The organism is Aminobacter sp. Y103A, assembly GCF_030294925.1.
Taxonomy (GTDB): Bacteria; Pseudomonadota; Alphaproteobacteria; order Rhizobiales; family Rhizobiaceae; genus Aminobacter; species Aminobacter ciceronei.
This window is the reverse complement of sequence record NZ_AP017986.1, coordinates 4,961,758-4,987,324: the sequence shown is the minus strand read 5'-3', so window position 1 is coordinate 4,987,324 and position 25,567 is coordinate 4,961,758. Positions and strand designations below refer to the sequence as shown.

The following is a 25,567-nucleotide window of genomic DNA, read 5'->3' as shown; positions in this document are numbered from 1 at the left end:
GGGGCGACCGGATCGTGCCGGCATCTTGCGAAATGCCGGGACCCTGTTGCACAACAGGGCATGTCGAAGACCACTCCCGCCACGCTCGCCTTGACCAGATCAGGCATTCCGTTTGCGCTCGCGACCTATGAGTATGACGCCGGGGCGGAGCGTGTCGGGCTGCAGGCGGCGGAGGCGATGGGGGTCTCGCCCGGCATCGTGCTCAAGACCCTGATGGTCGAGGTCGACGGCAGGCCGGCTTGCGTGGTGGTGCCCTCCGACAAGGAGGTCAACATGAAGAAGGTGGCGGCCGCCTTCGGCGGCAAGGCGGCGCAGATGATGAAGCCCGACGCTGCCGAGCGACTGACCGGTTACAAGGTCGGTGGAATCAGTCCCTTCGGCCAGCGCAAGCAGGTGCCGACGGCGGTCGAGGAACTCGCGACGCTTGAGGACGAGATCTTCCTGAACGGCGGGCAGAGGGGCCTGCAGATTCGCATGCGGCCCGGTGACCTGATCGCGGCACTGGGCGCCAAGGCCGCCGACCTGATCCGCTGACGTTTCGATCCGGTAAGCTTCTTTCTGCCAAGTCGATGCAAGTCCGGCAGCACCGCTGTTTTCAGGGCCGCACGGGTCAATCGCTACTTCCGCTTGTCGGCAAAATGCTGCTTTAGCCTGGCGATCTCGTCAGGCGACACGTCCTTGATGTCGGCGACCTGCATCCAGGCGTCGATATAGTGCTCGGCGGCGTAGACGTGGCCATAGCCCATCGGCGCGGTGGTCGCCATGGCGAGGTCGAGCGTCAACTGCAGGAAGGTGACGACGGGGTACCAGCGCAACTCGGGCGAGACGTCGGGGCCGCGTGGCGTCTTCATCCAGTCCGGCTCGCTGTAGAGCGCGTGGGTTTCATAGAAGGTGATCGGGTCGGAGGCGTATTGCAGGTAGACCAGGCGCAGTGGGCCCCATTGAGCGCCCGGAATGTCGAGCGCGTTCTTCTGTGCGGTGAAGCGGACATAGGAGCCGTCACGGAATTCGGGTAGCCACTCCGGCGAGCCGGGATTGCGGTCGTCGGTGATCGAGTGCCAGATTCGGCTGGCGAAGGGCGGGCCGCTGAGCAGCGCGCCTTGATAGGGATCTCCGAGGACCTCGAACAGCTCGTTTGACAGTTCGGTGCTGAGCGCACCAAGGCTGAGGCCGAAGAGATAGAGTTTCGGGCGCGTATCCCTGGGCAAGGTGTGCCAGTAGCCATAGATTTCGCTGAACAGAGCGCGTGACTGCTCGGCACCGTAGCCGGGCTCGACCAGGAGCGACAGCCAGCTGGCGAGATAGGAGTATTGGGCGGAGACGCTGGCGACGTCGCCATTGTGCAGGAACTCGATCGGGTCGATCGCCTGCTCGTCGACCCAGCCGGTGCCGGTGGGCGTGACGATGACGAGCGTCGAACGCTCGAAGCCGCCGGCGCGCTTCAACTCCTCCAACGCAAGTTTGGCGCGCTGCTGCGGCGTGTCGCCCGACTGCAGGCCGACATAGACGCGGATGGGTTCCTTGGCCGGTTTGCCGGTGAGTTGGCCGATGTCGGCGGCAGTCGGGCCGGAGGCGATGTAGGAGCGCCCCATGCGGCCGAGATCCTGCCAGCGTACTAGCGACGCGGCGCTGCCGGTCTTGCCAGGCTCGGCGGGCTGGCGGGTTTCGGCTGGCATCAATTCATCGAGGCGCTGGAACGAGCTGTCCATCACACGCAGCCCGTAACGGAAGATGATGCCATCGGCGGCCGACCAGAACAGGAATACGGCAATCGTGGTGCCGATGACGTAGGAGACGCGCGTCGGCACGAAGCGGCGCAGCTTTTCCGAGACGAAGACAAGGGTCCGCTTGAACAGACGGCCGAACGCCACGAGCACGACGAAGGTGACCAGCGCGATGGCGCCAACCTCAAGCGGATGGGCGGTGTCGACCGGGGCAAGCTGCATCAGCCGGCGGATCGAGTTCTGCCATTCCGACGCCTGCCACAGGAAAGCGAGACCGACGATGCCGCAGGCGATGGCGGCGATCAGCTTGCCGGCGATCAGGATGCGGGCGCGGAGTTCGGGCAGCTCGAGATAACGCCAGAGCCAGCGCAGGAAGAAGCCGCAGCCATAACCGACGGCAGCGGAAAGGCCCGACAGCACACCTTGGGTCAGGTAGTTGCGCGGGATCAGCGTGGGCGTCAGTGACGCTGCGAAAAACAGCGTGCCGAGCAGCAGGCCGGTGGTCGAGAACGAAAACCAGTAGCGGACGGCCCAGTTGCGCAGCATGCCTATGCCCCCAATCCTATCAGGCCAACTTGCCGCGTGCCTTGTGCTCAGGCAATGGCACAGCGTCCAAATCTGAGGGAAAGGCAAAGCCTTAGCTGGGAGCGAGCGCATCCATATTGCGGTCCGCTGGCATCTTCACGTTTCGGGCGCAGTTGAAACTGCAGCCTTTCGGGATCTTGGCGTCGCCCACTCAAATCCTCATGGTGAGCCTGTCGAACCATGAGGATTTGGTGCCGTGAGGGCCGTCAGGCCACGCCGATGCCGCGCGCCTTCAGCGCCTCCGTGATCTCGTCGAGGATGAAGGGGTCGTCGATGGTGGCGGGCATCTTCCAGTCCTCGCGGTCGGCAATCTTCTGCATCGTGCCGCGCAGGATCTTGCCGGAGCGCGTCTTGGGCAGCCGCTTGATGGTGACCACCATCTTGAAGGCGGCGACGGGACCGATGCGGTCGCGGACGAGGCTAACGACCTCCTTCTCGATCGCTGCCGTGTCGCGGGAAACGCCCGAGTTGAGCACGATGAAGCCGCAAGGGATCTGACCCTTCATGGCGTCGGCGATGCCGATGACGGCGCATTCGGCGACATCTGGGTGTTCGGCCACGACCTCCTCCATGCCGCCGGTCGACAGGCGGTGGCCGGCGACGTTGATGATGTCGTCGGTGCGGGCCATGATGAACAGATAACCCTCGTCGTCGATGTAGCCGGCGTCGGCGGTCTTGTAGTAGCCGGGGAACTCGGCGAGGTAGGCGTTGAAGAAGCGCTCGTCGGCATGCCACAGCGTCGGCAGGCAGCCGGGCGGCAAAGGCAGCTTGACCACGACATTGCCGAGCGTGCCGCGCCCGACCTCATGGCCGGCATCATCGAGTACGCGCACGTCGTAGCCAGGCATCGGCACGCAGGGCGAGCCGTATTTGACCGGCAGCAGACCGAGCCCGACCGGGTTCTGGCTGATCGGGTGGCCGGTCTCGGTCTGCCACCAATGATCGATGACCGGGACCTTCAGCTTGTTCTCCGCCCATTTGATGGTTTCTGGGTCGGCGCGCTCGCCGGCGAGGAACAGGGTGCGGAATTTCGTAAGGTCGTATTGCGGCACGAAGAGGCCTTGCGGGTCTTCCTTCTTGATGGCGCGGAAGGCAGTGGGAGCGGTGAACAGGGCAACGACCCCGTGTTCCGAAATGACACGCCAGAATGTGCCAGCATCGGGCGTGCCGACCGGCTTGCCCTCGAACAGGATGGTGGTGGCGCCGTGTAGCAGCGGGCCATAGACGATGTAGGAGTGGCCGACGACCCAGCCGACATCGGAGGCTGCCCAGAAGACTTCGCCCGGCCTGACGCCGAACTCGTTTTCCATCGACCATTTGAGCGCGACCATGTGGCCGCCATTGTCGCGCACCACGCCCTTGGGCTGGCCCGTCGTGCCCGAGGTGTAGAGCACATAGAGCGGATCGGTGGCGGCAACGGGGACACATTCGACCGTGCGGCCGGCAGCCTTGGCGGCACCGACCGTTGCGGCATAATCGAGGTCGCGCCCGGCGACGAGATCGCAGGCCAGCTGCGGCCGCTGCAGGATGAGGCAGTGTTCCGGCTTGTGGCTGGCGAGCTCGATGGCACCGTCGAGCAACGGTTTGTAGGCGATGACGCGGCCAGGTTCGATGCCGCAAGAGGCCGAGATGATCAGCCTCGGCGTGGCGTCATCGATGCGGGTGGCGAGCTCTTTGGCGGCAAAGCCGCCGAACACCACCGAATGTATGGCGCCGAGCCGGGCGCAGGCGAGCATGGCAAAAGCAGCTTCTGCGACCATCGGCATGTAGATGATGACGCGGTCGCCTTTTTGCACGCCCTGGTCCTGCAGCACGCTGGCGAGCGCATTCACTTCGGCGAGTAGCCCGGCATAGGTGAATTTCTGCTGCGTGCCGGTGATCGGGCTGTCGTGGATGAGGGCCACCTGTTCGGCGCGGCCGTCCTGCACATGGCGGTCGAGCGCGTTGTAGCAGGTGTTGCATTCGGCCCCTGCGAACCACTGGCCATAAACGCCGCCCTCGGCGTCGAAGACCTTGTCCCAGGGCTTGAACCAGTCGATCGCCCGCGCAGCCTCGGCCCAGAACCCCTCGGGATCGTGGGCCCAACCGTCATAGACCTCGTGATAGCGAGATGGCATGGCGTTTCCTTCCCAGGACAGTGGCCCTTGAGGCCGTCATTGTTGGCTTAGTTTGTACCCGCCGGCTCGACCGGGCGTCCATTTGACCTTGGTTTAAGAGGCTGTCCGCAAATGCCGTTTTCGACGCGTTTTGGTGCACTGCCGCTGTTCTCAAATCGTAGTGCTTGCTGCCGCACTGTAGCAGATCGGCTCATCGCCTTTGACAGGCACGCGCGAAGTTGATCAAAGACGGCATGTCCAAGGCGCTGTCGCTCCTCATCCTCGCCATCATGGCGATCCAGCTGGTCAAGCCGCTCGGCCTGCCCGGCCTGAGGCGGCGCCGCGATTTCTGGAAACTCGCGGTGCTGGCGCTGGCGGCGATTTCTGCTACCGCGCTGCTGGGGCACTAGAAAGCCGGCGCCAGGCCCTGCCACGAAATATGCGCGCCGAGCAGGGCCAGGCCGGCAAAGAACCAGCGCCTGAAGGTTTCAGCCGCGATGCGACCGCGCAGCCAGCCGCCGAGCCACATGCCGGCAAGCGCCGGCAGGATCGCGAAGGCCGACATGCCGACCTGATGGAGCGGAACCGCATCGTTGGCCCACAGGCCGATACCGAGCGCGACGGTCGAGACGGTGAAGGACAGCCCCAGCGCCTGCACCAGATCGTCGCGGCCAAGGCCGATCCCGCCGAGATAGGGCACGGCCGGGATGACGAAGACACCGGTGGCGCCGGTCATGATGCCGGTGAGCGCACCGACAACAGGGCCGGCCCAAGGTTCGGCGACCGGCGGCACCGACATGTTCAGCTTGAGCAGGCCGAGCGCTGCATAGGCGAGCAGTACAAGCCCGAGGCCCGCGGTGACGATTGATGTGTAGCCGCTGGTGATCAGCCCGGTGAAGGCGAGCGTTGCCGCGGACACGGCTGTCATCATCGGCCACAGGCGCCGCACGAGTGCTGCGACATCGGGGCCGGCGAGCAACTGCCAGATGTTGGTGACGAAGGAGGGCAAGAGCAGGATGGCGGCGGCTTCCGCCGGCAGCATGACGAGGCCGAGCAGCCCCATGGCGACTGTCGGCAGGCCAAGCCCAACCACGCCCTTGACCAGCCCGGCAAGGACGAAGACGGCGCCGACGACGATGATGAGCAGGTAGGGCTCAGGCATGGCCGTGACCATGCAATGGTGCCTGACATACAGGCAAGTGCCCCCCACAGTTATGGGGGGTTCGCCGGGGCAAAACCCCATCCCAACCCCGGCGAACCTTACCTGACCGCAAGGGTCAGGCTCCGGCCATCGCCGGCAGCTCATATCAAGCAGGATGCGTGCCAGCTGTTTCTGTGCCGGATTGGGACAAGGCGCCGGGCTGTCGCCCTACAAGTTGACGACGTAAGATCCTGGCGATCGGCTGATGGTCCGTCATGAAGGGCGAGGGGATGACAATGACCGATGGCGATGTAAGACGCAGCAGCCGCGTTTTGTGGTATCTTGATACGTCCAGCGTTGGGAGCGGGGGATGAATTCCCAAGGTGTTGCCAAGGTGCCGTTCGGGCCGACGACCGCTGCGGCGATCGTTCTTTCGCTGATGATCTGCACGCTTGTCGCCTATTTCGTGATGGCTGCTTTGACGATTGCTGTCGGGTGGTTGCCGATGCTCGATGATCTGATGGCGGGCACGTTCCAGCAGGCGCGCTACATCAGGATTTTTGCCGCGATGATTGGCGCTGCCGCGGGCGGGTTTTCCGGTGTCTGGGTGGCGCGGGCGGTCTGCGATTTCGCCTTCGCCGCCTATGTGCCGCGCGCGGTGTTTTACGCCATGGCCGTGCTCGCCGCGGCCGGCCTTGCCAAGTGCTGGTACTCGGGATCGCTGGCCGAAAGCGCCGTGGTGCTGGCGCAACTGGTCGCGACCGTCGTCGGCGCCTTCATCTGGTTCTGGCCCGATCGTTCGCCGATCACCATGGGCAACGGCATCGTCAGGTCCGATTGATCGGGGAGCAGCCCGATCCGGCCTGACGCGTGACCTGCCGTACCATCGGCAATCGGGCGCGAGCTGCTGGACTTGCCGGCTGCCGGCAGCTACCTGTGGCTGATGAAGCAGAACAATCTCTATCTCATCATCGGCGTACTCGCGGCTGCCGTCATCGCGCTCGGCATCTATGTCTATCGCCAAGAGACCAAGCCCAAGGGTGTCGAGTTGCGCATCGACGAAACCGGCATTTCGGTCCAGGAAAAGTAATCACGGTCTTTGCCGCCAATGCCGGCGTCGCCTCGCTGGCGAAGGCCATGGCAGTGTGTTGACGTTGGCAAGATCTGCGTTGCTGCGCTCCAGGCTTGATGGAATGATGGGTAATGGCGAGATTGACGAACACGGCTCCGAACCGGGTGTTGGCCGTCGACACGATGGTGGTGAACGAAGAGCCGCTGCTGGCGCTGCTCAACCTCGAGACCGATGACGGCGCCGTCGAGCTTGCGATCAACCGCACGATGGCCGAACTGATCGTCGATCAGCTGCTGACCCTGCTCGGATACGACGAGGAAGAATAACCCTCCGCCTCGGCCATCATGGCGTTTTGAACGCCGTTGATGGAACGCTCTGCCGCATCAGGGGTTGTCTCATGACGAGACGAAGGAACCTGCGATGTACGAGCTTTTGCAGAATCTTCTGGCCGCGACCTGGTACGGCCAGCCCGCCGAGGGAGTTGGCGACGCCTTGCCCGACGAGGCGGCCACCGGGGGCGTCAGCGAGCGCCTGCATAGCGATCTTGATACCTGTTTCCAGGCGATCCACGAGCAGATTTCCGAGCGGGAGCGATGAACTATCGCTACGACGCCGCAGGCTCCCTGATCAGGGCATCCCTGGAACGATGGAGAGGGCGGCCAATCACGTTCGGAAACCAGAATGGCCGCGAAACGGGTGCACGCGCGCCGCGGGTTTGGCCCCGATCCGATCCTGGTGGCGCGGTTTTTCGGCACGCAGCGAGGAACAGGAAGCCAGCGGACGAATATGGCAACACGGAACGGGTCGTTGAGGCGCCGGAGAAGGTCTCGGACGGCCGGAACCCGCCGAAATCAAAGCCGCCCACCGGGTCAGGAGAGGAGTGAGCCACGTGAACGTCGCTAACCTGCAGCTCGAGGGCCTGCTGATGGCCATCGCCACGATCAACAACGTGCTGGTTCGCAAGGGCGTGGTTTCCAGCGAGGAGATCGACATCGCGCTACGCAAGGCCGAAGCCGGCGAGACAGCGGCAGAGCGCTCCGGAGAGTTGTCGCCGGCAAATCGCGACGCCGTCAATTTTCCGATCCGCCTGCTGCAACTGGCCAACCAGTGCCAGCCGGAAACGGATATGCCGTCGTTTTCGGCGCTGGCCCGCATGGTTGGCCAGATGAAGGAGCCCTATAACGACCAAAGGTGAGCTCTGCCTCAACCCTTTTGCCGTCGTGCCACATGCCGCGCTGCTTCAATTGTTTTCAGATGGCGCGGCGTGAGGCAGCCGCGGGGGCAGAATGAAGATCCTTGTTTTCCAGCATCTCAGGGTCGAGCATAGCGGCATCTTCGCCGCGTTCTGGCGCGAGGCTGGACATAGCGAGCATGTCGTGGAGCTGGATGAGGGCGAGGGGGTTCCCGACCTCGAAAACTTCGACATGCTGGCCGTCATGGGCGGACCGATGGACGTCTGGCAGGAGGAGGCGCATCCGTGGCTGAAGCCGGAGAAGGCAGCGATCCGGCGCTGGGTGCGCGAGCTCAAGCGGCCCTATCTCGGCATTTGCCTCGGTCACCAGCTTCTGGCTGACGCGCTTGGCGGCAAGGTCGGGCTGATGAAGGCGCCGGAGGTTGGGCTGGCAACCGTCGAGCTGACGCAAGCCGGTCGCACCGACCGACTGTTTGCGGGCATCGGCCCTGACATTGAGACGCTGCAATGGCATGGCGCGGAGGTGTCTGTGTTGCCGGAGGGTGGCGAATGTCTCGCCGCCAACCTTGCCTGTCGGATCCAGGCGCTGCGTGTCGGCGAAAGGGCCTACGGCTTCCAGTATCATATGGAAATCACCGACCGCACCGTCGGCGACTGGTCGGAAATTCCGGAATATGCCGCGAGCCTGGAGCAGGCGCTGGGGGCCGAGGAAGCTGCACGCCTGGCTGAGACGGTGGCGCCGCACCTGCCGGTATTCCGCAAGACGGCGAGCCGCATCAACGACAATTTCTTCGCCGCCATCGGCGGCTGAGATACAGCCGATTCCGGCCCTCTTGTCGGCCACAAACCGACATGGCCGGGTTGTATTCGCTGGCGTATCGCCCTAGGCAGGCATGAACGAGAAGAAGAGGACAGAACATGCCCAGGCCAACGAACTACAATCAGGACCGTCGCGACCGCGACCGCGCCAAGGCAGCGAAGAAGGCCGACAAGTTGGCCGCCAAGGCCGAAGCCCGGCTGCGCGGCAAGGCCGGCTCGGAGCTCCAGTCGGAGCCCGAAAGCGAAACCGAAGAGTAAGGTGCTTAATGCGCCCGACCGGGCGCATGTGAAACACGAACCTGCGTATCCGGCCTTGGCCGGTGCGCCGGTCAGTCCTTGTCGTTGATAAAGATGCTGGCTTCGCGCGCCGCGGCGACAAAAGCCCGCCGCGCCGCCATGGCCGGCTTTTCGCCCGAAATAGCGTCGGAGCATGCCTGAAGGGCGGCCCGATGCTTCGGGCTTTTCTTGCCAGACCAGCTGTTGAGCAGGAAGGCTGAGGCTTCCTTGGCGCTGCGAAGCAGCAGGGGCGTACCGGCGGGGTCGCCCTTTACGGTGATGGGCGTTTCGAACCTGATGTTTTCCATGGTCGCTCTCATACGCGAAAGTGCTGGGGGAAGCGAGCCGCATAACGCCTGGTGGTTGAAGCGTGGCCAGCATGCGGCGCAGCGCCTCCACATTTGGTTGAGAACAGACTGGCACTTGTGAGGCTGGAGCTGGCATGAGAGAGGAGGCGGGCTCGGCATGCATCGTGCCGGAAGAGGGCGAACAATGACAAGCAAACGGATACTGCCTGCTGTTCTAGGCCTGTTGATTGCCAGTGCCGCGCCGGCATCGGCCGAAGGCGACCGCTTCCGGGCCTTCAGCACCACCGCAGAGAGCATCACCGGCGACATCTCGATGGACGATTTCTCCATCACCTTCGCCAATGGCCGATCGCTGAAGTTCGCCGCCTTGCTGGGCGACCATTTTACTGTCGACGGCGAACGGGTGAACGCCTCGGTCTACAGCGTCGAGGACCCCTCGGATCCCGAGCTGGAAAACGGCAATAGGCTGTGCGGCGCCGGCGACGTGACTTACCTGGCGAGTTGGTCCGGCGGCGAGGGCCTGACGACCGTTGCTGTGTTCACCGGCGACGAACCGCCGGAAAGCAGCGCGGATATGTGCGCGTCGTATACGTATCAGGATTGATGGGAGCTGGTGGGGTGTGCCCGAGCTACTGTTTCGGTGGCGCCTGCTGGTTTGAGGACAGCGCGCCAGCAGCACGGTTTCCCTTGTCGCGGCGGCGATCCTCTTGGTCAGCAATTGTGAAGATGACGGCAAAAAATGCCGCCAGACCGATGCCTGCTCCAAGAAACCAACCGACCGCTCCGAACAATGTTCCAACCATCCAGACGCAAGCGCCAACAACAAGCATGACAAAAAATGCTTGGGCCGTGAATTTGGGGTCTCCGGGCATGGAGAAAATCCAGGCGATCAAGGAGGCGCCTGCAATTGTGCGACATTGACGTTCGCGGCGCATTCTTGCCGGCATAAACAAAAAAAGCCCCGGATCATGAACTGACCCCGTAAAGTTGGACGGTTCATTGAGCTGGTAGATTTAAGGGCTGGGTCCTGTATTGCACAGGGGCCAGCCCTTTCAGTTTCAGTTTGATGCGGCGGTGGTTGTAATAGTCGATGTAGCGCTCGATGGCCTTATCGAGGCTTTGGACAGTTTCGAACCTTTCCGGGTGGAAGAGCTCGGACTTGAGCGTGGCGAAGAAGCTCTCCATCGGTGCGTTGTCGAGGCAATTGCCTTTGCGTGACATGCTTTGTGCAAGGCCTCTGGTTTCCAGCCTGCGCTGGAATGCCGACATCTGGTACTGCCATCCCTGATCGGAATGCAGGGTCGGCCGTTCGTCCTCATTGAGCCGGGCGAAGGCTTTTGTCAGCATATTGTCCACCAGTTTGAAGCGCGAGCGGCGCGCCGTCTCGAAGGCGACGATCTCGCCATTGTAGAGGTCCATGATGGGAGACAGGTAGAGCTTGTCGCCGGCCACGCTGAACTCCGTCACGTCGGTCACCCATTTGCAGTTGGCGCGGTCGGCGCTGAACTTGCGCTGCAACAGATCGGGAGCGGTCCGCCCAACCTCGCCCCTGTAGGAACGATACTTCTTCGGCCTGACCAGCGACTTCAAACCCATCCCGGCCATCAGGCTCTGGACGGTCTTGTGGTTTACGCCTTGACCCGACTGACGCAGTTGCGCAGTCACCCGGCGATAGCCGTAGCGGCCCTTGTGGCTGTCGAAGATGGCCTTGATCGCCTCCTTCAGCGCCACATGGCGGTCCGGGCGCGAGGCTGCCTTTTGCCTGTAATAGAACGTGCTGCGCGGCAGCTTCGCCAGATCGAGCAGGCCCTCAAGCGGATGCAACGGCCTTAACGCCTGGACGGCTTGTGCTTTTTGGGCGCGTGTCCCTGCGTTAAGGCCTCCAGTTTTTTTAGGTAGGCGTTCTCCATCCGCAGTTGCTTCAGCTCGGCCAGCAGTTCTTCCCGGCTTTTGGCTTCGTCACTGGGTGCAACAGGCACTGCGGGGGCCGGCGGCTTCGACATGGGGCGTCCTCCGGGACGTGGGCCGAGTGCCTCTATCCCACCCGCATGATAGCGCTTCTCCCAGCCCGCCAGGCAACTGGCATTGCGGATATTGAACAACGCCGCCGTCTGGCGATACGACAGACCTTCTCGCCACATCCGCTCGAGCACTGACAGCTTGAACGTCGCGTCGTAATGATCGTATTTGCCCGACAGTCCCGCCCAGCCATGCGCCTGGTAAAAAGCCACCCACTTGCGGACAGTCGCCGCGTCAACTCCACGCTTCGACGCCGCACTCGCGTAGCTTTCATCCCCGCACAAATAGCTATCGACAACCGAGCGCTTGAAACGCGCACTGTGTTTGGACATGCAAAACCCCCGAAGGTTGTGTCCAACTTTCGGGGGTCAGTTCATCGCTCCGGGGCTTTCGCATTTCTGCCTGATGGCCTGGCTTACGCGGCCTTTTCCAGCGCGGACTTCCACTGGCCGAGGGCGGCCAGGTGGTTCATGTGGGCGCGGTGGGTGAAGGCTGCCTGACCGGCGGCGAGGTTTTCGGCCTTGCCCGACCATGCCTTCTGCGGCGCTGCCTGCAGCGCGCGGCCGTAGGAGAAGGTCAGCTTCCACGGGTGCGGACCGATGGCGTTGATGGCGTTGAGGTTGGCGGTAGCCTCCTCGTCGGACTGGCCGCCCGAGAGGAAGGCGATGCCCGGGACCGCAGCCGGAACCGTCTCGCGGAACAGCTTGATGGTCTTTTCTGCGATTTCCTCGGCGCTGGCCTGCCTGGCGGCCTTCTTGCCGGAGATGACCATGTTTGGCTTCAGGATCGTGCCTTCGAGCACGACGCGGGCGGCGTAGAGCTCGTCATAAAGCTTGACCAGTGTTGCCTTGGTGACGTCGTAGCAAGTGTCGATGTCATGTGCGCCGTCCATCAGCACTTCCGGCTCGACGATCGGCACGATGCCGGCTTCCTGGCAGAGTGCAGCGTAGCGGGCGAGTGCCTGGGTGTTGGCCGAGAGCGAGTAGGCCGACGGCACGTTCTTGCCGGTGTCGATGTCGATTACGGCGCGCCATTTGGCGAAGCGGGCACCGAGCTTGTAGTACTCGGCCATGCGCTCACGCAGGCCGTCGAGGCCTTCGGTGATGGTGTCGCCGGGGAAATTGACGATGGCCTTGGCGCCGGCGTCGACCTTGATGCCGGGAATGGCGCCCGATGCCTTGATGAGATCGACCAGCGGCGTGCCGTCGGCGGCGGACTGGCGAATTGTCTCGTCGTAGAGGATGACGCCGGAGATGTACTTGGTCATCGCCTCCTTGGTGCGGAACATCATCTCGCGATAGTCGCGGCGGCTGTCGGCCGTCGACTCGACGCCGATGACGTCGAAACGCTTCTTGATGGTGCCGGAGCTTTCGTCCGCAGCCAGAATGCCCTTGCCGTTCGCCACCATGGCGACGGCGATGTCTTCGAGACGTTCGCTCATACAATTACCTCCTGGTCAGATGCGGCGCGCATAGCAGATGGTTTTCCTGAACGGAATGCCGGCAACAAGCCTATAACCGATTGAAATTATTTCAATCGTTTTAGCTCGCGGGCAAGATTTACGACCGGTTGTTACAGATTTGAACTTATGACTAGACGAATAGCAAAAAGTACACGATGCGAGGTGTCGGAACCGGTCAATTCGACTCGGTCTGACCATACAGTGTTCGGGTCATCTCGGCCGACCGTGCCGGCGTCTGTCTATCTATTATATCAGTGGATGCTAAAATATTGGCTTACCGTATGCGCCTGTGCGCATGACGATGATGGGAGGCTGCCATGGCTGATGGCGCAATGAATGTCTCGAAATTCGAGTTCAAGTCCCACAATGAGCCGGACGAGATCCGCTCGCCGGACAAGACCCGTGTCGAAGTGGTGCGGCTGACAGGCTTCACCCTCGGCCGGCTCAATATGGAGCCGGGCTGGCGCTGGTCGGAATGCGTGAAGCCGGTGGTGAAGACCGACAGCTGCCAGGTCTCGCATGTCGGCTATGTCGTTTCGGGCGCGCTGACGGTGAGGCTGAATGACGGGACGCAGAAGACGCTGACCAAGGGCACCTCCTACACCATTCCGCCTGGGCACGACGCCTGGGTCGAAGGCAACGAACGTTTCACCTGCATCGAGGTGATGAGCGCCGAGCAGTATGCCAAGCCGGCATAGGTGGGTTCAGGCTTGGGCTGGGAAGCTAGACGGGACGGGCGCAGACGGTGTGGACCCCTCTCCGTCTCGCCCTGCGGGCGAGCCACCTCTCCCCAGAGGGGCGAGGAACCCAAGCTGGAGAAGCTTCGCGCCCAATCCGCGTCTTAGCTGAGCTTGCGGGTAGCTCAGCCTGGCCGCTGGTGTGTCAACCGAACCGCGGATGCTTCCACCGAGAATGCTAGGGAGCTGTCGGTTCAGGACTGGCTTCCTCGCCCCTCTGGGGAGAGGTGCCGAGCGCAGCGAGGCGGAGAGGGGCGCCTGGCGCTCATCGAGGGGGAATGTCGGAACGGAAGCCTCCCTCGCTGGGCGAGGGAGGATGTTTGTTGCAGTCAGGCCTTGAGCACTTCGACGCCGGGCAGTTCCTTGCCTTCCATCCATTCGAGGAAGGCGCCGCCGGCGGTGGAGACATAGGTGAAATCGTCGGCCACGCCGGCATGGTTGAGCGCTGCCACCGTGTCGCCGCCACCGGCGACGGAGACCAGCTTGCCGGCCTTGGTGCGGGCGGCCGCGTGCTGGGCGGCGGAGACAGTCGCCTTGTCGAAAGGCTCGATCTCGAAGGCGCCGAGCGGGCCGTTCCAGACCAGCGTCGAGGCGCGGTCGATCCAGTCGTTGACTGAAGCGACGGTCTTGGGACCGACGTCGAGGATCATGGCATCGGCAGGCACTGCCTCGATGGCGACGACCTCGTTGGCGGCACCCGCCTTGAACTCGCGGGCGATGACGCCGTCCGACGGCAGGATGATTGCGCAGCCGGACTGGGCAGCCTCGATCATGATCTGCTTGGCGGTAGGGGCGAGGTCATGCTCGCACAGCGACTTGCCGACATCGGTGCCGCGCGCGGCGAGGAAGGTGTTGGCCATGCCGCCGCCGATGACGAGTGCGTCGACTTTCTTAACCAGGTTCATCAAGAGGTCGATCTTGGTCGAGACCTTGGCGCCGCCGACGATGGCGACGACCGGCTTGACCGGGTTGCCGAGGCCTTTTTCCAGTGCCTCGAGCTCAGCCTGCATGGTGCGGCCGGCAAAAGCGGGCAGCTTGTGGGCGAGGCCTTCGGTCGAGGCATGCGCGCGGTGGGCGGCAGAGAAGGCATCGTTGACGAAGATGTCGCCATTGGCGGCGAGCTGCTCGACGAAAACAGGGTCGTTCTTTTCCTCGGCCTTGTAGAAACGGGTGTTTTCGAGAAGCAGGATGTCGCCGTCGTTCATGGCGCCGACGGCGGCGGCGGCCTGTTTGCCGATGCAGTCGGCGGCAAAGCCGACCGGGCGCCCGATGACCTGCGATGTGGCGGTCGCGATGGGCGCCAGCGACAGGGCCGGATCGGGGCCGTCCTTCGGGCGGCCGAAATGGGCGAGCAGGATGACCTTGGCACCCTTGCCGGCAAGCTCGGTGATGGTGGGTGCGACACGCTCGATGCGAGTGGCATCCGTCACCTTGCCGTCGGCGACCGGCACGTTGAGGTCGACGCGGACGAGAACCCGCTTGCCGCTGACGTTGCCGATGGTGTCGAGAGTCTTGAAGGCGGCCATAAGGTTCCCTTTCCTATGGAGAGATTGCGCGGACCATACAAATCGCGGGCGCGGATGCAAGGTTTGCGCGGCGGAGTGGGTGAAATTTTGATGCTCACGGCCCTTCCTGTTGCGGTCGTGAGCGGCTATCGCCGGAGAAACGAGGGGAGAGCATGCGCATCGCGGTCACCGGCACGCACGGCAGCGGCAAGACGACCCTCATCGACGACCTTGTCGCCGCACATCCAGCCTATGAGCACGAGCAGGAGCCCTATTGGGCGCTGGCGCAGCATGAAGGCACGCCATTCGCCGACGGTGCCACATCGGCTGATCTCGAGGAGCAGCTGGAGCAGCGCTGCGCGATGATCCTGGCGTCAGTTGCTTCGCCCGACATCGTCTACGACCGCTGCCCGCTCGATTTCGTCGCCTATCTGGAAGTGGTCGCAGTCCGGGAGGGCTTCGAGTGGGTGCCGAGCGGCAAGCTGCTCGGCAGGATCGAAAAGGCACTCGCGTCGCTCGGCCTCGTCGTCTTCCTGCCGCTGTCGCGGCCGGACGAGACCGACGTGACGATCGAGCTTCCACGGCTGCGCAGCAAGGTGGATACGCGGCTGAAGGCGATCATCCGCGACGACAAGCTCGGGCTTCTCGAAGGGCGCCCCAAAATCCTCGAACTGCGGGGCACGCGGGCGGAGCGGCTGGCGCGGCTTGCGGAGATTGTGGCCGGGTGAAGACGGCGCTGCTTGCCGCGCAGTCTGCTGGCAATCTGCGGGATGCCGAATCCGCGCACCGTCCGGCCTTAGATGTTCTTGATATGTTCTAGTCCTGCTGATACGTTTCTGCGGAATGCTGGAGGATAATGACGATGAGTGCTTATGCCACTGTTGGTGCGATCGACAATGCCAAGTCGAACGCCTTTTATGACGCGACCTTGGCTACGATCGGCTGGAGCAAGCACACGGAGTTTCCGGGTTGGCGCGCCTATTCGGAGGGCGGCAAGGGCGATGGCTTCGTGCTTTGGGTCTGCAAGCCGTTCGATGGTGAGCTCGCCAGCGGTGGCAACGGCTCGATGGTCGGCTTCATGGTCAAGTCCACCGCAGAGGTGGATGCGTTCCACGCGGCGGCGATGCAGCATGGCGGAACCGATGAAGGCGGGCCGAACCCGCGTCCGCACTACGGGCCGGACTGGTATTCCGCCTATGTGCGTGATCCCGCCGGGAACAAGCTTGCGGTGGTCTACAACGGGTGAGGTTGAGGACGGGCGGTTGCTGTCAGGCGATCCTTCCAGGGCGCGGCCCCTGTCGCAGACGGGCTGCAAGCAGAGAGGCTGAGTGCTTGATAGGCGCGACGTCGATGCCCTCCCTACTCCTTGTGGGGAGGGCTGTAGGAGTGTTTTGGGGTGTCGCGCGACGTGTACCCCACAAGCGGAGGGTTGCGCCTCACGCGTCCTCGGATAACCCCTCGGAGGTCGTCGACGCTTCCGTCTTGGCCTGCTTCTCCGGCCGCTTGGCGAAGAAGCGCCTGATGCGGTCGCTGATCTCGCCGCCGCTGAGGAACACCGGAACCGGCGGCGGGGGCGGGGCGGGCTCGATCGACAGGCCGACAGAGACGATGCGGCCCTTTTCGTCGACGTCGCGGACGATCAGGTCGATCAGGCCGAGCGAGACGCGGTCGGCATATTCGACATGGCCGCGCAGGCGCAGCTTGATCAGCTCGGCGATGGTGAGCTTGCGCTCTTCTTCCTTGACGGTCGCGCCGTAGGCGGCTTCCAGCTCGCCGGCGAGATGGGTCTGGTCGACGGTGAAGGCGCCGAAGAAATCTTCGTCCTCGGCATCGACCTCGGCACGGCTGGCGAAGAGCCGGTCGAGCAGGCGCGGGTAGCGGTCGGGCACGAAGATGTAGACGTTGTCTCCTGCCTGCAGGCGGCCCATGTCCTGGAAGCGCATCGAGCGGCCGTCGCGCACGACCAGCGAGGGCCGCGCCCAGCGCGGGATTCGCTGCCCCTTGGCGACCGGCGAGCCCGGTACGACGCGATAGGCGAGCAGCTCGTGGTGAGCGGAGCCGGGCAGTTCGAGCTCGACCTTGTCGAGCGGGCCGAAGCGCTGCGGCACGATGAGGCCGAGGCGGCGGGCGAGCGGGCCGACCGTCCAGCCCTGGATGACGAGCGACGTCAGCACGATGATGAAGGCGATGTTGAAGATATCCCTGCCGTTCTCCAGTCCGCCGAGCACGGGGGTGATGGCGAGCAGGATGGAGACGGCGCCGCGCAGGCCGACCCAGGAAATGAAGGCCGTTTCCTGGCGCGGGATGTTGAACGGGATGAGGCAGAGCCAGACCGCCACGGGGCGTGCGACGAACATCAGGAACAGGCCCAGCACCAGTGCTGCGACCAGGATTTCAGGGAACTGCGACGGCGTGGCGAACAGGCCAAGCACCAGGAACATGATGATCTGGGCGAGCCAGGACATGCCGTCCTGGAAGCGCTTGAGCGTGGATACGGCGCGGATGTCGGAATTGCCGGCGACGAGGCCGGCGAGATAGACGGCGAGGAAGCCCGAGCCGCCGACAGCACCGGCTGCGGCGAAGACCAGCAGCGACAGCGTCAGCACGAAGATCGGCAACAGGCCACGGTCGAGGTTGAGCCGTTCGACCAGCTTGACGATGAGGAAGCCGCCGAGCAGGCCGATGGCAGCACCGAGGATCATCTGGACGAAGAAGCCGACGACGAGATCGACAAGCAAAAGGTCGGTGTCGGGCTTGGCCCCGAGCGCGATGATCTCGACAAGGGTGATGGTCAGGAAGATGGCGATCGGGTCGTTGGTGCCGGACTCGATTTCGAGGGTCGAGCGGACGCGCTCGCGCAGGTTGATGTTGCCGGCGCGCAGCAGGAAGAACACGGCGGCAGCGTCGGTCGAGGCAACGGCGGCCCCGAGCAGGAAGGATTCGAGCCAGGTAAAGCCGGTGAGATAATAGGCGGCGATGCCGAAGACGACGGTGGTGATGCCGACGCCGATGGTGGCGAGCGTAAGAGCCGGCATGCCGGCCTGGCGCAACACGCCGACGGGCGTGCCGAAGCCTGAGTCAAACAGGATGACGGCAAGTGCTATGGCGCCGACGAAATAGGCGATGTGGGCATTGTCGAAGACGATGCCGAGGCCGTCGACGCCGCTGGCAAGGCCGATGCCGAGGAACAGCAACAGCAGCGGGGCGCCGAAGCGGAAGGCGATCAGGCTCGAAAACGCCGCCGCCACGACCAGCGCGGTGCCTACCAGCGTGATGAGATATACCGCCTGTTCCATCCCCGACCCGTCTGCGAACCACCTGTTAGCTGCGTCGGTTGAGAGTGCGGCGAAGAAAAGGCCATGTCCAAGCAAGAATGGATTTTTGCCGGCTTGGACCAAACATTTTTGCATTGCGGTAGAAATGAAAACGCCCGGCCGAAGCCGGGCGTTGCCAATAGGTTAGTGCATGACCCCGAAATCGAAAGTCGATTTCGGAAAGGATCATGCAGCCGTTAAGTGCTACAGCGTCCTTTGCGCGTCTTGGCGGACGCGCGGCGCTGTAGTCGCCCGAGGCGGGCGCGGCAATCAGCCGATGGTGCGGCCCATCACGACGGCCGTGTCAGCCATGCGGTTGGAGAAGCCCCACTCGTTGTCGTACCAGGACATGACGCGCACGAGGTTGCCCTCGATGACCTTGGTCTGGTCGAGCGCGAAGGTCGACGAGGCCGGGTTGTGGTTCATGTCGATGGAGACCAGTGGCTCGTCGGTGAAGGCGAGGACGCCCTTGAGCGGGCCGTTGGCGGCAGCGACGAGCACCGCGTTGACCTCTTCGACCGTGACGTTCTTCTTGGCCAGGAACTTGAAGTCGATGCAGGAGACGTTCGGGGTCGGCACGCGGATCGAGACGCCGTCGAGCTTGCCCTTGAGTTCCGGCAGCACCAGGCCGACGGCCTTGGCGGCACCGGTCGAGGTCGGGATCATCGACATCGCCGCGGCGCGGGCGCGGTAGAGATCCTTGTGCATGGTGTCGAGCGTCGGCTGGTCACCAGTGTAGGCATGGATCGTGGTCATGAAGCCCTTTTCGATGCCGAAGGCATTGTTGAGGACCATGGCGACGGGAGCCAGGCAGTTGGTGGTGCAGGACGCATTCGAGATGACGATGTGGTCCTTGGTGATCTTGTCGTGGTTGACGCCGTAGACCACGGTCAGGTCGGCGCCGTCGGCGGGTGCCGAGACGATGACACGCTTGGCGCCGGCGGCGAGGTGCGCCGAAGCCTTGTCCTTCGAGGTGAAGATGCCGGTGCATTCGAGCGCGATGTCGACGCCGAGTTCCTTCCACGGCAGCTGCGACGGGTCCTTGATCGCGGTGACCTTGAACTTGTCGGTGCCGATGTTGATCTGGTCGCCCTCGACCTTCACTTCGTGCGGGAAGCGGCCATGCACGCTGTCGTAGCGCAGCAGGTGGGCGTTGGTCTCGACCGGGCCGAGATCGTTGACGGCGACGACGTCGATGTCCTTGCGGCCCGACTCATAGATGGCACGCACGATGTTGCGGCCGATGCGGCCGAAACCATTGATGGCAACTCTAACGGTCATGTTGGTTCTCCTGGGGGACGTCTTATGCCTGAAGCCGAGCCGTGGCGGCCTTTGCGGCAGCCTCGGCGGTGATGCCGAAATGCTTGTAGAGCTCTTCGATCGGGGCGCTGGCGCCGAAGCCGTGCATGCCGATGAAGACGCCGTCGGAACCGATGAAGCTGTCCCAGCCCTGGCGGATGCCAGCCTCGATGGCGACCTTGACCTTGGCATTGCCGATCATCGCCTTGCGATATTCCGGGCTCTGCTGTTCGAACAACTCGAAGGCGGGGACCGAGACGACGCGGGTCGGGTGGCCGGCGGCCTGCAGCAGCTTGCGGGCGTCGAGCGCGATCTCGACCTCGGAGCCGGTGGCGAAGATGGTGACTTCGGCATCGCCGTCGGCAGTGGCGAGTTCATAGGCGCCGTAGCCGCAGAGGTTTTCCTCGACATATTCGGTGCGTACCGCCGGCAGGTTCTGGCGGGTCAGCGCCAGCGTCGAAGGGGTCTTGCGATTCTCCAGCGTCAGCTGCCAGCACTCGGCAGCTTCCGTGGCATCGGCCGGACGGAAGACGATGTGGTTGGGGATGGCGCGCAGGGCCGCCAGATGCTCGACCGGCTGGTGGGTCGGGCCGTCTTCGCCGAGACCGATCGAATCGTGGGTCATGACGAAGCCGACGCGGATGCCCATCAGCGACGCCAGGCGCATGGCCGGGCGGGCATAGTCGGAGAAGCACAGGAAGGTGCCGGAGTAGGGGATGACGCCGCCATGCAGCGCCATGCCGTTCATCGCCGCGCACATGCCGAGCTCGCGGATGCCGTAGTGGACGAAGCGCTGGCCGTAGTCCTCGGCCGTGATGTTCTTAGTCTGGCTGGTCTTGGTGTTGTTGGAGCCGGTCAGGTCGGCCGAGCCGCCGATGGTTTCGGGCACGACGCCGTTGATCACCTCGAGCGCCATTTCCGACGACTTGCGGGTGGCGACCTTCGGCTTGTCGGCGGCGAGCTTCTTCTTGTACTCGGCGATGGCGGCGTCGAAGCTGGCGGGCAGGTCGCCGCGCATGCGGCGCTCGAACTCGCCACGGACTTCCGTGCCGGCCTCGGCGAGGCGCTTTTCCCAGTCGACGCGCTTCTTGGCCGAGTTGAGGCCGGCGAGACGCCATGCGTCGAGGATGTCGGAGGGGATCTCGAAGGCGGGGTACTCCCAGCCCAGCGCCTTGCGGGTCGCCTCGATTTCGGCGGCACCCAGCGGCGAACCGTGGACCTTGTTGGTGCCGGCCTTGGCGGGCGAGCCGAAGCCGATGGTGGTCTTGGCGGCAATCAGGGTCGGGCGGTCGGAACGCTTGGCGGCCTCGATTGCACCGGCAATGGCTTCCGGATCATGGCCGTCAATGGCCAGCGTGTTCCAGCCCGAGGCGGCGAAGCGCGCCAACTGATCGGTCGAATCCGACATCGAGATCGGGCCGTCGATCGAAATGTTGTTGTCGTCCCAGAAGACGATCAGCTTGTTGAGCTTGAGGTGACCGGCAAGCGACAGCGCCTCCTGCGAGATGCCTTCCATCAGGCAGCCGTCGCCGGCGAGCACGTAGGTGTAGTGGTCGACGAGCTTGTCGCCGAACTGGGCATTCATGATGCGTTCGGCGAGCGCCATGCCGACGGCGTTGGCGAGACCCTGGCCGAGCGGACCGGTGGTCGTCTCGATACCGGCGGCGTGGCCGTATTCAGGGTGGCCGGCGGTCTTGGAGCCGAGCTGGCGGAAATTCTTGATCTCGTCGAGGCTGATGTCCTCGTAGCCCGAGAGGTAGAGCACCGAGTAGAGCAGCATCGAGCCATGGCCGGCCGACAGCACGAAGCGGTCGCGGTCGTGCCAGTGCGGGTTTGCCGGATCATGCTTGAGGAAGCGGGTGTAGAGCACGGTCGCGATGTCGGCGGCGCCCATTGGCAGGCCGGGATGGCCGGAGTTGGCCTTCTCGACCGCATCCATGGACAGAAAGCGGATCGCATTGGCCATCCGGTCGTGTTTTTCGCGCGAGGACATCGTCCCTCCCATAGCCGAGAAAAGGGGCCGCCGACGGCCCCAGAAAGGTGGGGGGACACATAGCAGGCACAGGGCTTGAGTCAACAAATCGGTGCGTTTTCGCGCCCTCGTTGCGGCGCGAAGTCACGCCCCGGCCGCTTCGCTGTGTCGGCTTGGACACGCTTAGTGGGGGAAAGACAAAACAGCTTTGTTGACGCCTCCTTCAACCGGTGCCTAATGTTTCCTTGATAACGCGTTCTGAAACGTGCGCGATTCGGTGATGGGCGGGGGTCTACGAGAGCCATGACCGGGGATACGACACTCAGGGAAGTCATTGGCCGGCTAGGCAGGGCGATCGATACGCTCGAGGGTGCGGTCGCCGCGCGGCTCGAGCACGATCAGGACTACGGCGAAGCCGAAGCCGAGGTCCAGCGCATGAATGCCGACCGGGCGCGGCTGGCGCAGGAACTCGACAATTCCGAAGCCCGGGCCGAACGGCTGGAAGAAGCCAACAAGGAAGTCTCGCGGCGGCTCGTGACGGCGATGGAGACGATCCGCGCCGTGCTGGACAGGTAGGGTGGAGATGGCGCAAGTCACCGTTACCATCGATGGCAAGCAATACCGCATGGCCTGCGACGAGGGACAGGAAGAGCACCTCATCGACCTTGCCAACCGTTTCGACCGCTACGTGCTGCATCTCAAGGATTCGTTCGGCGAGATCGGCGACCAGCGACTGACCGTGATGGCCGGCATCATGGTGATGGACGAGTTGTCCGAGCTGCAGAAGCGCGTCAAGGGCATGGAAACCGAAGTGCTGACGCTGCGCAAGACGCGCGACGATGCCTTGACCAAGGCCGATAAGAACGATGCGGCGCTGACCGGCGCGCTGGGCTCGCTGGCCGAGCGCATGGAGCAGCTGGCGCTGAGCCTGACGAAAAAGGCCTGAGCGCGGGGAAAGTTCTGGGACGGGCTTCCACCTTCGGGGGAAGATGGAGACCGAAAGAAGAACGCGCCGGCATGCCGGCGCGTTTTTTGTTTCAAGCTGAGGCCGATTGTCAGGCGTCGATGGTGCGCAGCGCCTGGGCCTGCTTCTTGGCAGCGGCCTTGACCGCGTCCTGGACCTTTTCGAAGGCGCGGACCTCGATCTGGCGGACGCGCTCGCGGCTGATGTCGAATTCGGCCGAAAGCTCTTCCAGCGTCAGTGGCTCGTCGGCAAGGCGACGCGCCTCGAAGATGCGCTTTTCGCGGTCGTTGAGCACCGACATGGCGCTCGCCAGCATGCCGCGGCGGTTGTCGAGCTCGTCCTGCTCGATGAGCATGGTTTCCTGGCTGTCATGGTCGTCGACAAGCCAGTCCTGCCACTCGCCCGACTCGCCTTCGCTGGCGCGGATGGGTGCATTCAGCGAAGCGTCGCCCGACAGGCGGCGGTTCATCGACACCACCTCGGCCTCGGAGACATTGAGGCGCGTGGCGATCTCGGTGATGTGCTCGGGCTTCAGGTCGCCGTCGTCGAGCGCCTGAATCTTGCCCTTGACCTTGCGCAGGTTGAAGAACAGACGCTTCTGGTTGGCGGTGGTGCCCATCTTGACCAGCGACCACGAGCGCAGGATGTACTCCTGGATCGAGGCCTTGATCCACCACATGGCATAGGTGGCGAGACGGAAACCGCGCTCCGGCTCGAATTTCTTGACGGCCTGCATCAGGCCGACATTGCCTTCCGAGATGACTTCGCCGATGGGCAGGCCATAACCGCGATAGCCCATGGCGATCTTGGCCACGAGACGCAGGTGGCTGGTGACCAGCTTGTGGGCGGCGGTGGTGTCTTCATGCTCGTTGTACCGCTTGGCGAGCATGTACTCTTCCTGCGGCTGGAGCATCGGAAAGCGACGGATTTCTTCCAGGTAGCGGCTGAGGCCGCCCTCGCCGGAAACGATACTGGGTAGTGACTGGGCCATAAAGCACCCTCCCTCTTTGCGAGATATGCCCCCTGATCCAGGCGAGCATGTGGCGCGGCTGCCGAATGCCTGTCGCGCTATGGGTCTTATACAGGAACAAAACCAGAAAAGACACTATTTGTTCAACGCGAAACAGAGTGTCACGCCTAAGTGAACAATACGAGTCAGGTTTTCTGATCGAAGGTTCAGAGATTGCGAAAGCCTTCGACCAATTCCCCCATGTCGCGAGGCAAGGGCGCCTCGAACCGCATGATGAGATGGGAAGCCGGGTGGCGAAATGCAAGGAGGCGGGCATGCAAAGCCTGGCGTGGAAATGCCTTTACCGCGGACTTCAACGGTTCGGGCAGCCGGTTCGACTTGGTCCGGAAGGCCTGGCCATAGTCGGGATCGCCGACGACGGGGTGGCCGATATGGGCCATGTGAACGCGAATCTGGTGGGTGCGCCCGGTTTCCAGCCGGCATTCGACAAGGCTTGCCGTGGTGAATTCGGCCTGGTCCTGGCCGAACCGCTCCTGCACGGTGAAATGGGTGATGGCGTGGCGGGCGTCGTCGCGGTGTTCGGGCACCACGGCGCGGCGGACACGGTCGGCGTGGCGGCCGAGCGGAGCGTCGATGGTGCCGGTCATGCGCTGCGGAAAGCCCCAGACCAGCGCGTCATAGGCGCGTTCGAGGTCGCCGGTGCGGCCATGGTCGGCAAAGGCCTCGGACAGCGACTTGTGGGCGCGGTCGGTCTTGGCAACGACCATGACGCCCGAGGTCTCCTTGTCGAGGCGATGGACGATGCCCGGCCGCTTGACGCCGCCTATGCCCGACAGGCTGTCGCCGCAATGGTGGATCAACGCATTGACCAGCGTGCCGGTCCAGTTGCCGGCGCCGGGATGGACGACGAGGCCGGCCGGCTTGTTGATGACGATCAGCTCGTCGTCCTCATAGAGAATGTCGAGCGGTATCGCTTCGCCCTCGGGTTCGGCCGGTTCGGCCTCGGGCATGTCGATGGCTATTTCGTCGCCGGCAGCCAGCTTGCGCTTGGCCTCCTCGACGACCTTGCCGCCGATGCTGACCGCACCCTGCTTGATCAGCGCCTGGACGCGGCTGCGCGACAGATCGGGCGCAAGGCGGCCGGCCAGCCACTGGTCGAGCCGCACACCTGCGGCATCGGCGTCGGCTTCGAGCACTATCAAAGTGCCTGTCGCTTCGCTATCTGATGCGCTCATAACAATTGTTCCGGAAGTTTTGCCATGTCTCGGCCCGCTATCGAAGAAGAAGACAAGCCGCTCGACCCATCGGTTGAGCGTGTCCGCAGGAAACTGGTCCGCTTCTTCATCATCAATATAGGGCTGTTGTTCATCGCCCTTATGGCCGTCCTCGGCGGCGTTGTCTACAAATCGCGGACGCCGGAGGCAGCCGCTCCGGTGGCGAGCGGCGACATCCAGGTGCCGGCGGGCGGCCAGATCAGCGGCGAGATCATCCTGCCGGTGGGCGCCAAGATCATGTCGCAGGCGCTGTCGGGCAACCGCATCTCGATAGACGCCGAACTCGTCGACGGCAGCAGGACCATCTTCCTCTACGACATGTCAGAACGGCGCCTGATCGGCCAGTTCCAGGTCCGCACCAAGTGAGCGGCTTCGCCGCCCGGCGCCGCATCGCCACCGTCTCGGTGGTCGTCGCCGATTACGACCAGGCGATCGCCTGGTATGTCGGCAAGCTCGGGCTTTCCCTTGTCGAGGATGTCGACCTCGGCGGCGGCAAGCGCTGGATAACTGTCGAGCCGGGCAGCGGGCAGGGCACAAGGCTGCTGCTCGCCAAAGCGGATGGCGAGAGCCAAGTGGCGGCAATCGGCAACCAGACCGGAGGTCGCGTATTCCTGTTTCTGGAGACCGACGATTTTGCCCGCGACCATGCGGCGATGCTGGCCAATGGCGTCGAATTCCGTGAAGCGCCGCGCCACGAGGCCTATGGCACCGTCGCCGTGTTCGCCGATCTCTGCGGCAATCTGTGGGATCTGATCGAACCGAAACGTTGATGCCCCTGCGGCAGCCTGGACAAGTGCAAATAACGCGTGCCGGGCTGTTGCTTTTTCAAGAACGCCAG

30 protein-coding genes are annotated in these 25,567 nt (G+C 63.7%); 17 read left to right on the top strand and 13 right to left on the bottom strand.

The features are described 5' to 3' along the window. Positions 1-60: 60 nt before the first annotated feature. Complete coding sequence (gene ybaK, locus Amn_RS24460; RefSeq protein WP_182573765.1) at positions 61-534, top strand: Cys-tRNA(Pro) deacylase; 474 nt, start codon at positions 61-63, stop codon at positions 532-534. A gap of 83 nt (positions 535-617) precedes the next feature. On the opposite strand, the gene Amn_RS24455 is transcribed toward ybaK, so the two are convergent. After that, positions 618-2,270, bottom strand: a complete 1,653-nt coding sequence (locus Amn_RS24455; protein WP_182573766.1) for an alpha/beta hydrolase — start codon at positions 2,268-2,270, stop codon at positions 618-620. Positions 2,271-2,515: 245 nt separating this feature from the next. Then, on the bottom strand, positions 2,516-4,426 hold the full coding sequence (locus Amn_RS24450) for a propionyl-CoA synthetase (protein ID WP_182573767.1): 1,911 nt from the start codon (positions 4,424-4,426) through the stop codon (positions 2,516-2,518). Between the two features lie 218 nt (positions 4,427-4,644). Here Amn_RS24450 and Amn_RS24445 point away from each other — a divergent pair, with 218 nt between their 5' ends. Continuing rightward, entirely contained in the window at positions 4,645-4,815 is a 171-nt protein-coding gene (locus tag Amn_RS24445; protein WP_157097001.1) for a hypothetical protein, read from the top strand. Here Amn_RS24445 and Amn_RS24440 read toward each other — a convergent pair. Next, positions 4,812-5,567, bottom strand: coding sequence for a sulfite exporter TauE/SafE family protein (locus Amn_RS24440; protein WP_182573768.1), 756 nt, complete (start codon positions 5,565-5,567; stop codon positions 4,812-4,814). The genes Amn_RS24445 and Amn_RS24440 overlap by 4 nt on opposite strands. A 349-nt stretch (positions 5,568-5,916) precedes the next feature. Between Amn_RS24440 and Amn_RS24435 the strand changes: the two genes are divergently transcribed. From Amn_RS24435 to Amn_RS24405, 7 genes are all read left to right on the top strand, one after another. Then, positions 5,917-6,387 carry a hypothetical protein gene (locus tag Amn_RS24435; protein ID WP_182573769.1) on the top strand — a complete coding sequence of 157 codons (471 nt, stop codon included), beginning with the start codon at positions 5,917-5,919 and terminating at the stop codon, positions 6,385-6,387. A gap of 72 nt (positions 6,388-6,459) precedes the next feature. Then, entirely contained in the window at positions 6,460-6,636 is a 177-nt protein-coding gene (locus Amn_RS24430) for a hypothetical protein (RefSeq protein ID WP_157097003.1), read from the top strand. A gap of 113 nt (positions 6,637-6,749) precedes the next feature. Next, positions 6,750-6,944 carry a hypothetical protein gene (locus Amn_RS24425; RefSeq protein ID WP_154385705.1) on the top strand — a complete coding sequence of 65 codons (195 nt, stop codon included), beginning with the start codon at positions 6,750-6,752 and terminating at the stop codon, positions 6,942-6,944. Between the two features lie 94 nt (positions 6,945-7,038). Next, positions 7,039-7,215 (top strand): hypothetical protein, encoded by a 177-nt coding sequence (locus tag Amn_RS24420; RefSeq protein WP_263005913.1) that lies wholly within the window; start codon positions 7,039-7,041, stop codon positions 7,213-7,215. Between the two features lie 292 nt (positions 7,216-7,507). Next, positions 7,508-7,813, top strand: a complete 306-nt coding sequence (locus Amn_RS24415) for a hypothetical protein (RefSeq protein ID WP_185910310.1) — start codon at positions 7,508-7,510, stop codon at positions 7,811-7,813. 91 nt (positions 7,814-7,904) lie between these two features. Continuing rightward, positions 7,905-8,621, top strand: coding sequence for a type 1 glutamine amidotransferase (locus Amn_RS24410; protein WP_286292802.1), 717 nt, complete (start codon positions 7,905-7,907; stop codon positions 8,619-8,621). A 107-nt stretch (positions 8,622-8,728) separates the two neighbouring features. Continuing rightward, the gene (locus Amn_RS24405) at positions 8,729-8,887 is read left to right on the top strand and encodes a hypothetical protein (RefSeq protein WP_169808313.1); all 159 of its coding nucleotides are present in this window, start codon (positions 8,729-8,731) and stop codon (positions 8,885-8,887) included. Between the two features lie 71 nt (positions 8,888-8,958). On the opposite strand, the gene Amn_RS24400 is transcribed toward Amn_RS24405, so the two are convergent. After that, positions 8,959-9,213, bottom strand: a complete 255-nt coding sequence (locus Amn_RS24400) for a DUF982 domain-containing protein (RefSeq protein WP_067957155.1) — start codon at positions 9,211-9,213, stop codon at positions 8,959-8,961. A gap of 157 nt (positions 9,214-9,370) precedes the next feature. On the opposite strand from Amn_RS24400, the gene Amn_RS24395 reads away from it, so the two are divergent. Next, entirely contained in the window at positions 9,371-9,817 is a 447-nt protein-coding gene (locus Amn_RS24395; RefSeq protein WP_286292798.1) for a hypothetical protein, read from the top strand. Positions 9,818-9,842: 25 nt separating this feature from the next. Here the strand turns inward: Amn_RS24395 and Amn_RS24390 are convergent, their stop codons facing one another. The 3 genes from Amn_RS24390 to Amn_RS24380 all read right to left on the bottom strand — a co-directional run bounded on the left by Amn_RS24390 (position 9,843) and on the right by Amn_RS24380 (position 12,673). Continuing rightward, the gene (locus Amn_RS24390) at positions 9,843-10,106 is read right to left on the bottom strand and encodes a hypothetical protein (protein WP_286292795.1); all 264 of its coding nucleotides are present in this window, start codon (positions 10,104-10,106) and stop codon (positions 9,843-9,845) included. 103 nt (positions 10,107-10,209) lie between these two features. Then, a protein-coding gene (locus Amn_RS24385; protein ID WP_502874739.1) for an IS3 family transposase occupies positions 10,210-11,564 on the bottom strand; the annotation gives its coding sequence in 2 pieces (ribosomal slippage) (positions 10,210-11,085 and positions 11,088-11,564; 1,353 coding nt in all). An 83-nt stretch (positions 11,565-11,647) separates the two neighbouring features. Then, positions 11,648-12,673 carry a class I fructose-bisphosphate aldolase gene (locus Amn_RS24380; protein WP_067957164.1) on the bottom strand — a complete coding sequence of 342 codons (1,026 nt, stop codon included), beginning with the start codon at positions 12,671-12,673 and terminating at the stop codon, positions 11,648-11,650. A 338-nt stretch (positions 12,674-13,011) separates the two neighbouring features. Here Amn_RS24380 and Amn_RS24375 point away from each other — a divergent pair, with 338 nt between their 5' ends. After that, positions 13,012-13,392 carry a cupin domain-containing protein gene (locus Amn_RS24375; protein ID WP_067957167.1) on the top strand — a complete coding sequence of 127 codons (381 nt, stop codon included), beginning with the start codon at positions 13,012-13,014 and terminating at the stop codon, positions 13,390-13,392. Between the two features lie 368 nt (positions 13,393-13,760). Here Amn_RS24375 and Amn_RS24370 read toward each other — a convergent pair whose 3' ends face one another. Beyond that, a complete protein-coding gene (locus Amn_RS24370) occupies positions 13,761-14,957 on the bottom strand; it encodes a phosphoglycerate kinase (RefSeq protein ID WP_286292790.1) in 1,197 nt (398 codons plus the stop codon). Positions 14,958-15,109: 152 nt separating this feature from the next. Between Amn_RS24370 and Amn_RS24365 the strand changes: the two genes are divergently transcribed. Both Amn_RS24365 and Amn_RS24360 read left to right on the top strand, forming a co-directional pair. Next, entirely contained in the window at positions 15,110-15,664 is a 555-nt protein-coding gene (locus Amn_RS24365) for an AAA family ATPase (RefSeq protein WP_286292787.1), read from the top strand. A gap of 134 nt (positions 15,665-15,798) precedes the next feature. Further along, complete coding sequence (locus Amn_RS24360) at positions 15,799-16,182, top strand: VOC family protein (RefSeq protein WP_286292786.1); 384 nt, start codon at positions 15,799-15,801, stop codon at positions 16,180-16,182. A gap of 190 nt (positions 16,183-16,372) precedes the next feature. Here the strand turns inward: Amn_RS24360 and Amn_RS24355 are convergent, their stop codons facing one another. From Amn_RS24355 to tkt, 3 genes are all read right to left on the bottom strand, one after another. Beyond that, complete coding sequence (locus Amn_RS24355) at positions 16,373-18,232, bottom strand: potassium/proton antiporter (RefSeq protein ID WP_067957175.1); 1,860 nt, start codon at positions 18,230-18,232, stop codon at positions 16,373-16,375. Positions 18,233-18,520: 288 nt separating this feature from the next. Next, positions 18,521-19,531, bottom strand: coding sequence for a type I glyceraldehyde-3-phosphate dehydrogenase (gene gap / locus Amn_RS24350; protein WP_067957178.1), 1,011 nt, complete (start codon positions 19,529-19,531; stop codon positions 18,521-18,523). Between the two features lie 22 nt (positions 19,532-19,553). Next, positions 19,554-21,542 (bottom strand): transketolase, encoded by a 1,989-nt coding sequence (tkt, locus tag Amn_RS24345; RefSeq protein WP_067957181.1) that lies wholly within the window; start codon positions 21,540-21,542, stop codon positions 19,554-19,556. A 282-nt stretch (positions 21,543-21,824) separates the two neighbouring features. Here tkt and Amn_RS24340 point away from each other — a divergent pair, with 282 nt between their 5' ends. Together Amn_RS24340 and Amn_RS24335 are read left to right on the top strand one after the other, a co-directional pair. Continuing rightward, a complete protein-coding gene (locus tag Amn_RS24340) occupies positions 21,825-22,097 on the top strand; it encodes a DUF4164 domain-containing protein (protein WP_067957185.1) in 273 nt (90 codons plus the stop codon). Positions 22,098-22,104: 7 nt separating this feature from the next. Next, a complete protein-coding gene (locus Amn_RS24335; RefSeq protein WP_067966084.1) occupies positions 22,105-22,467 on the top strand; it encodes a cell division protein ZapA in 363 nt (120 codons plus the stop codon). A 109-nt stretch (positions 22,468-22,576) separates the two neighbouring features. On the opposite strand, the gene rpoH is transcribed toward Amn_RS24335, so the two are convergent. After that, complete coding sequence (rpoH, locus tag Amn_RS24330; protein ID WP_067957191.1) at positions 22,577-23,476, bottom strand: RNA polymerase sigma factor RpoH; 900 nt, start codon at positions 23,474-23,476, stop codon at positions 22,577-22,579. A gap of 185 nt (positions 23,477-23,661) precedes the next feature. Further along, positions 23,662-24,690 (bottom strand): RluA family pseudouridine synthase, encoded by a 1,029-nt coding sequence (locus Amn_RS24325; RefSeq protein WP_067957193.1) that lies wholly within the window; start codon positions 24,688-24,690, stop codon positions 23,662-23,664. Positions 24,691-24,714: 24 nt separating this feature from the next. Between Amn_RS24325 and Amn_RS24320 the strand changes: the two genes are divergently transcribed. Then, positions 24,715-25,095 (top strand): fimbrial protein, encoded by a 381-nt coding sequence (locus tag Amn_RS24320; RefSeq protein ID WP_067957196.1) that lies wholly within the window; start codon positions 24,715-24,717, stop codon positions 25,093-25,095. After that, a complete protein-coding gene (locus Amn_RS24315) occupies positions 25,092-25,499 on the top strand; it encodes a VOC family protein (RefSeq protein ID WP_067957199.1) in 408 nt (135 codons plus the stop codon). Before Amn_RS24320 ends, Amn_RS24315 begins: the two co-directional genes overlap by 4 nt. Positions 25,500-25,567 lie beyond the last annotated feature (68 nt).

Excerpts from the sequence above, each read along its gene's own strand:
- gap (WP_067957178.1), bottom strand. The coding sequence starts at position 19,531 with ATGACCGTTAGAGTTGCCATCAATGGTTTCGGCCGCATCGGCCGCAAC.
- Amn_RS24365 (WP_286292787.1), top strand. The coding sequence starts at position 15,110 with ATGCGCATCGCGGTCACCGGCACGCACGGCAGCGGCAAGACGACCCTC.
- Amn_RS24450 (WP_182573767.1), bottom strand. The coding sequence starts at position 4,426 with ATGCCATCTCGCTATCACGAGGTCTATGACGGTTGGGCCCACGATCCC.
- Amn_RS24405 (WP_169808313.1), top strand. The coding sequence starts at position 8,729 with ATGCCCAGGCCAACGAACTACAATCAGGACCGTCGCGACCGCGACCGC.
- Amn_RS24420 (WP_263005913.1), top strand. The coding sequence starts at position 7,039 with ATGTACGAGCTTTTGCAGAATCTTCTGGCCGCGACCTGGTACGGCCAG.
- Amn_RS24355 (WP_067957175.1), bottom strand. The coding sequence starts at position 18,232 with ATGGAACAGGCGGTATATCTCATCACGCTGGTAGGCACCGCGCTGGTC.
- Amn_RS24370 (WP_286292790.1), bottom strand. The coding sequence starts at position 14,957 with ATGGCCGCCTTCAAGACTCTCGACACCATCGGCAACGTCAGCGGCAAG.
- rpoH (WP_067957191.1), bottom strand. The coding sequence starts at position 23,476 with ATGGCCCAGTCACTACCCAGTATCGTTTCCGGCGAGGGCGGCCTCAGC.
- Amn_RS24440 (WP_182573768.1), bottom strand. The coding sequence starts at position 5,567 with ATGCCTGAGCCCTACCTGCTCATCATCGTCGTCGGCGCCGTCTTCGTC.
- Amn_RS24395 (WP_286292798.1), top strand. The coding sequence starts at position 9,371 with ATGCATCGTGCCGGAAGAGGGCGAACAATGACAAGCAAACGGATACTG.
- Amn_RS24400 (WP_067957155.1), bottom strand. The coding sequence starts at position 9,213 with ATGGAAAACATCAGGTTCGAAACGCCCATCACCGTAAAGGGCGACCCC.
- Amn_RS24335 (WP_067966084.1), top strand. The coding sequence starts at position 22,105 with ATGGCGCAAGTCACCGTTACCATCGATGGCAAGCAATACCGCATGGCC.
- tkt (WP_067957181.1), bottom strand. The coding sequence starts at position 21,542 with ATGTCCTCGCGCGAAAAACACGACCGGATGGCCAATGCGATCCGCTTT.
- ybaK (WP_182573765.1), top strand. The coding sequence starts at position 61 with ATGTCGAAGACCACTCCCGCCACGCTCGCCTTGACCAGATCAGGCATT.
- Amn_RS24455 (WP_182573766.1), bottom strand. The coding sequence starts at position 2,270 with ATGCTGCGCAACTGGGCCGTCCGCTACTGGTTTTCGTTCTCGACCACC.
- Amn_RS24380 (WP_067957164.1), bottom strand. The coding sequence starts at position 12,673 with ATGAGCGAACGTCTCGAAGACATCGCCGTCGCCATGGTGGCGAACGGC.
- Amn_RS24340 (WP_067957185.1), top strand. The coding sequence starts at position 21,825 with ATGACCGGGGATACGACACTCAGGGAAGTCATTGGCCGGCTAGGCAGG.
- Amn_RS24325 (WP_067957193.1), bottom strand. The coding sequence starts at position 24,690 with ATGAGCGCATCAGATAGCGAAGCGACAGGCACTTTGATAGTGCTCGAA.
- Amn_RS24410 (WP_286292802.1), top strand. The coding sequence starts at position 7,905 with ATGAAGATCCTTGTTTTCCAGCATCTCAGGGTCGAGCATAGCGGCATC.
- Amn_RS24375 (WP_067957167.1), top strand. The coding sequence starts at position 13,012 with ATGGCTGATGGCGCAATGAATGTCTCGAAATTCGAGTTCAAGTCCCAC.
- Amn_RS24425 (WP_154385705.1), top strand. The coding sequence starts at position 6,750 with ATGGCGAGATTGACGAACACGGCTCCGAACCGGGTGTTGGCCGTCGAC.
- Amn_RS24360 (WP_286292786.1), top strand. The coding sequence starts at position 15,799 with ATGAGTGCTTATGCCACTGTTGGTGCGATCGACAATGCCAAGTCGAAC.
- Amn_RS24435 (WP_182573769.1), top strand. The coding sequence starts at position 5,917 with ATGAATTCCCAAGGTGTTGCCAAGGTGCCGTTCGGGCCGACGACCGCT.
- Amn_RS24320 (WP_067957196.1), top strand. The coding sequence starts at position 24,715 with ATGTCTCGGCCCGCTATCGAAGAAGAAGACAAGCCGCTCGACCCATCG.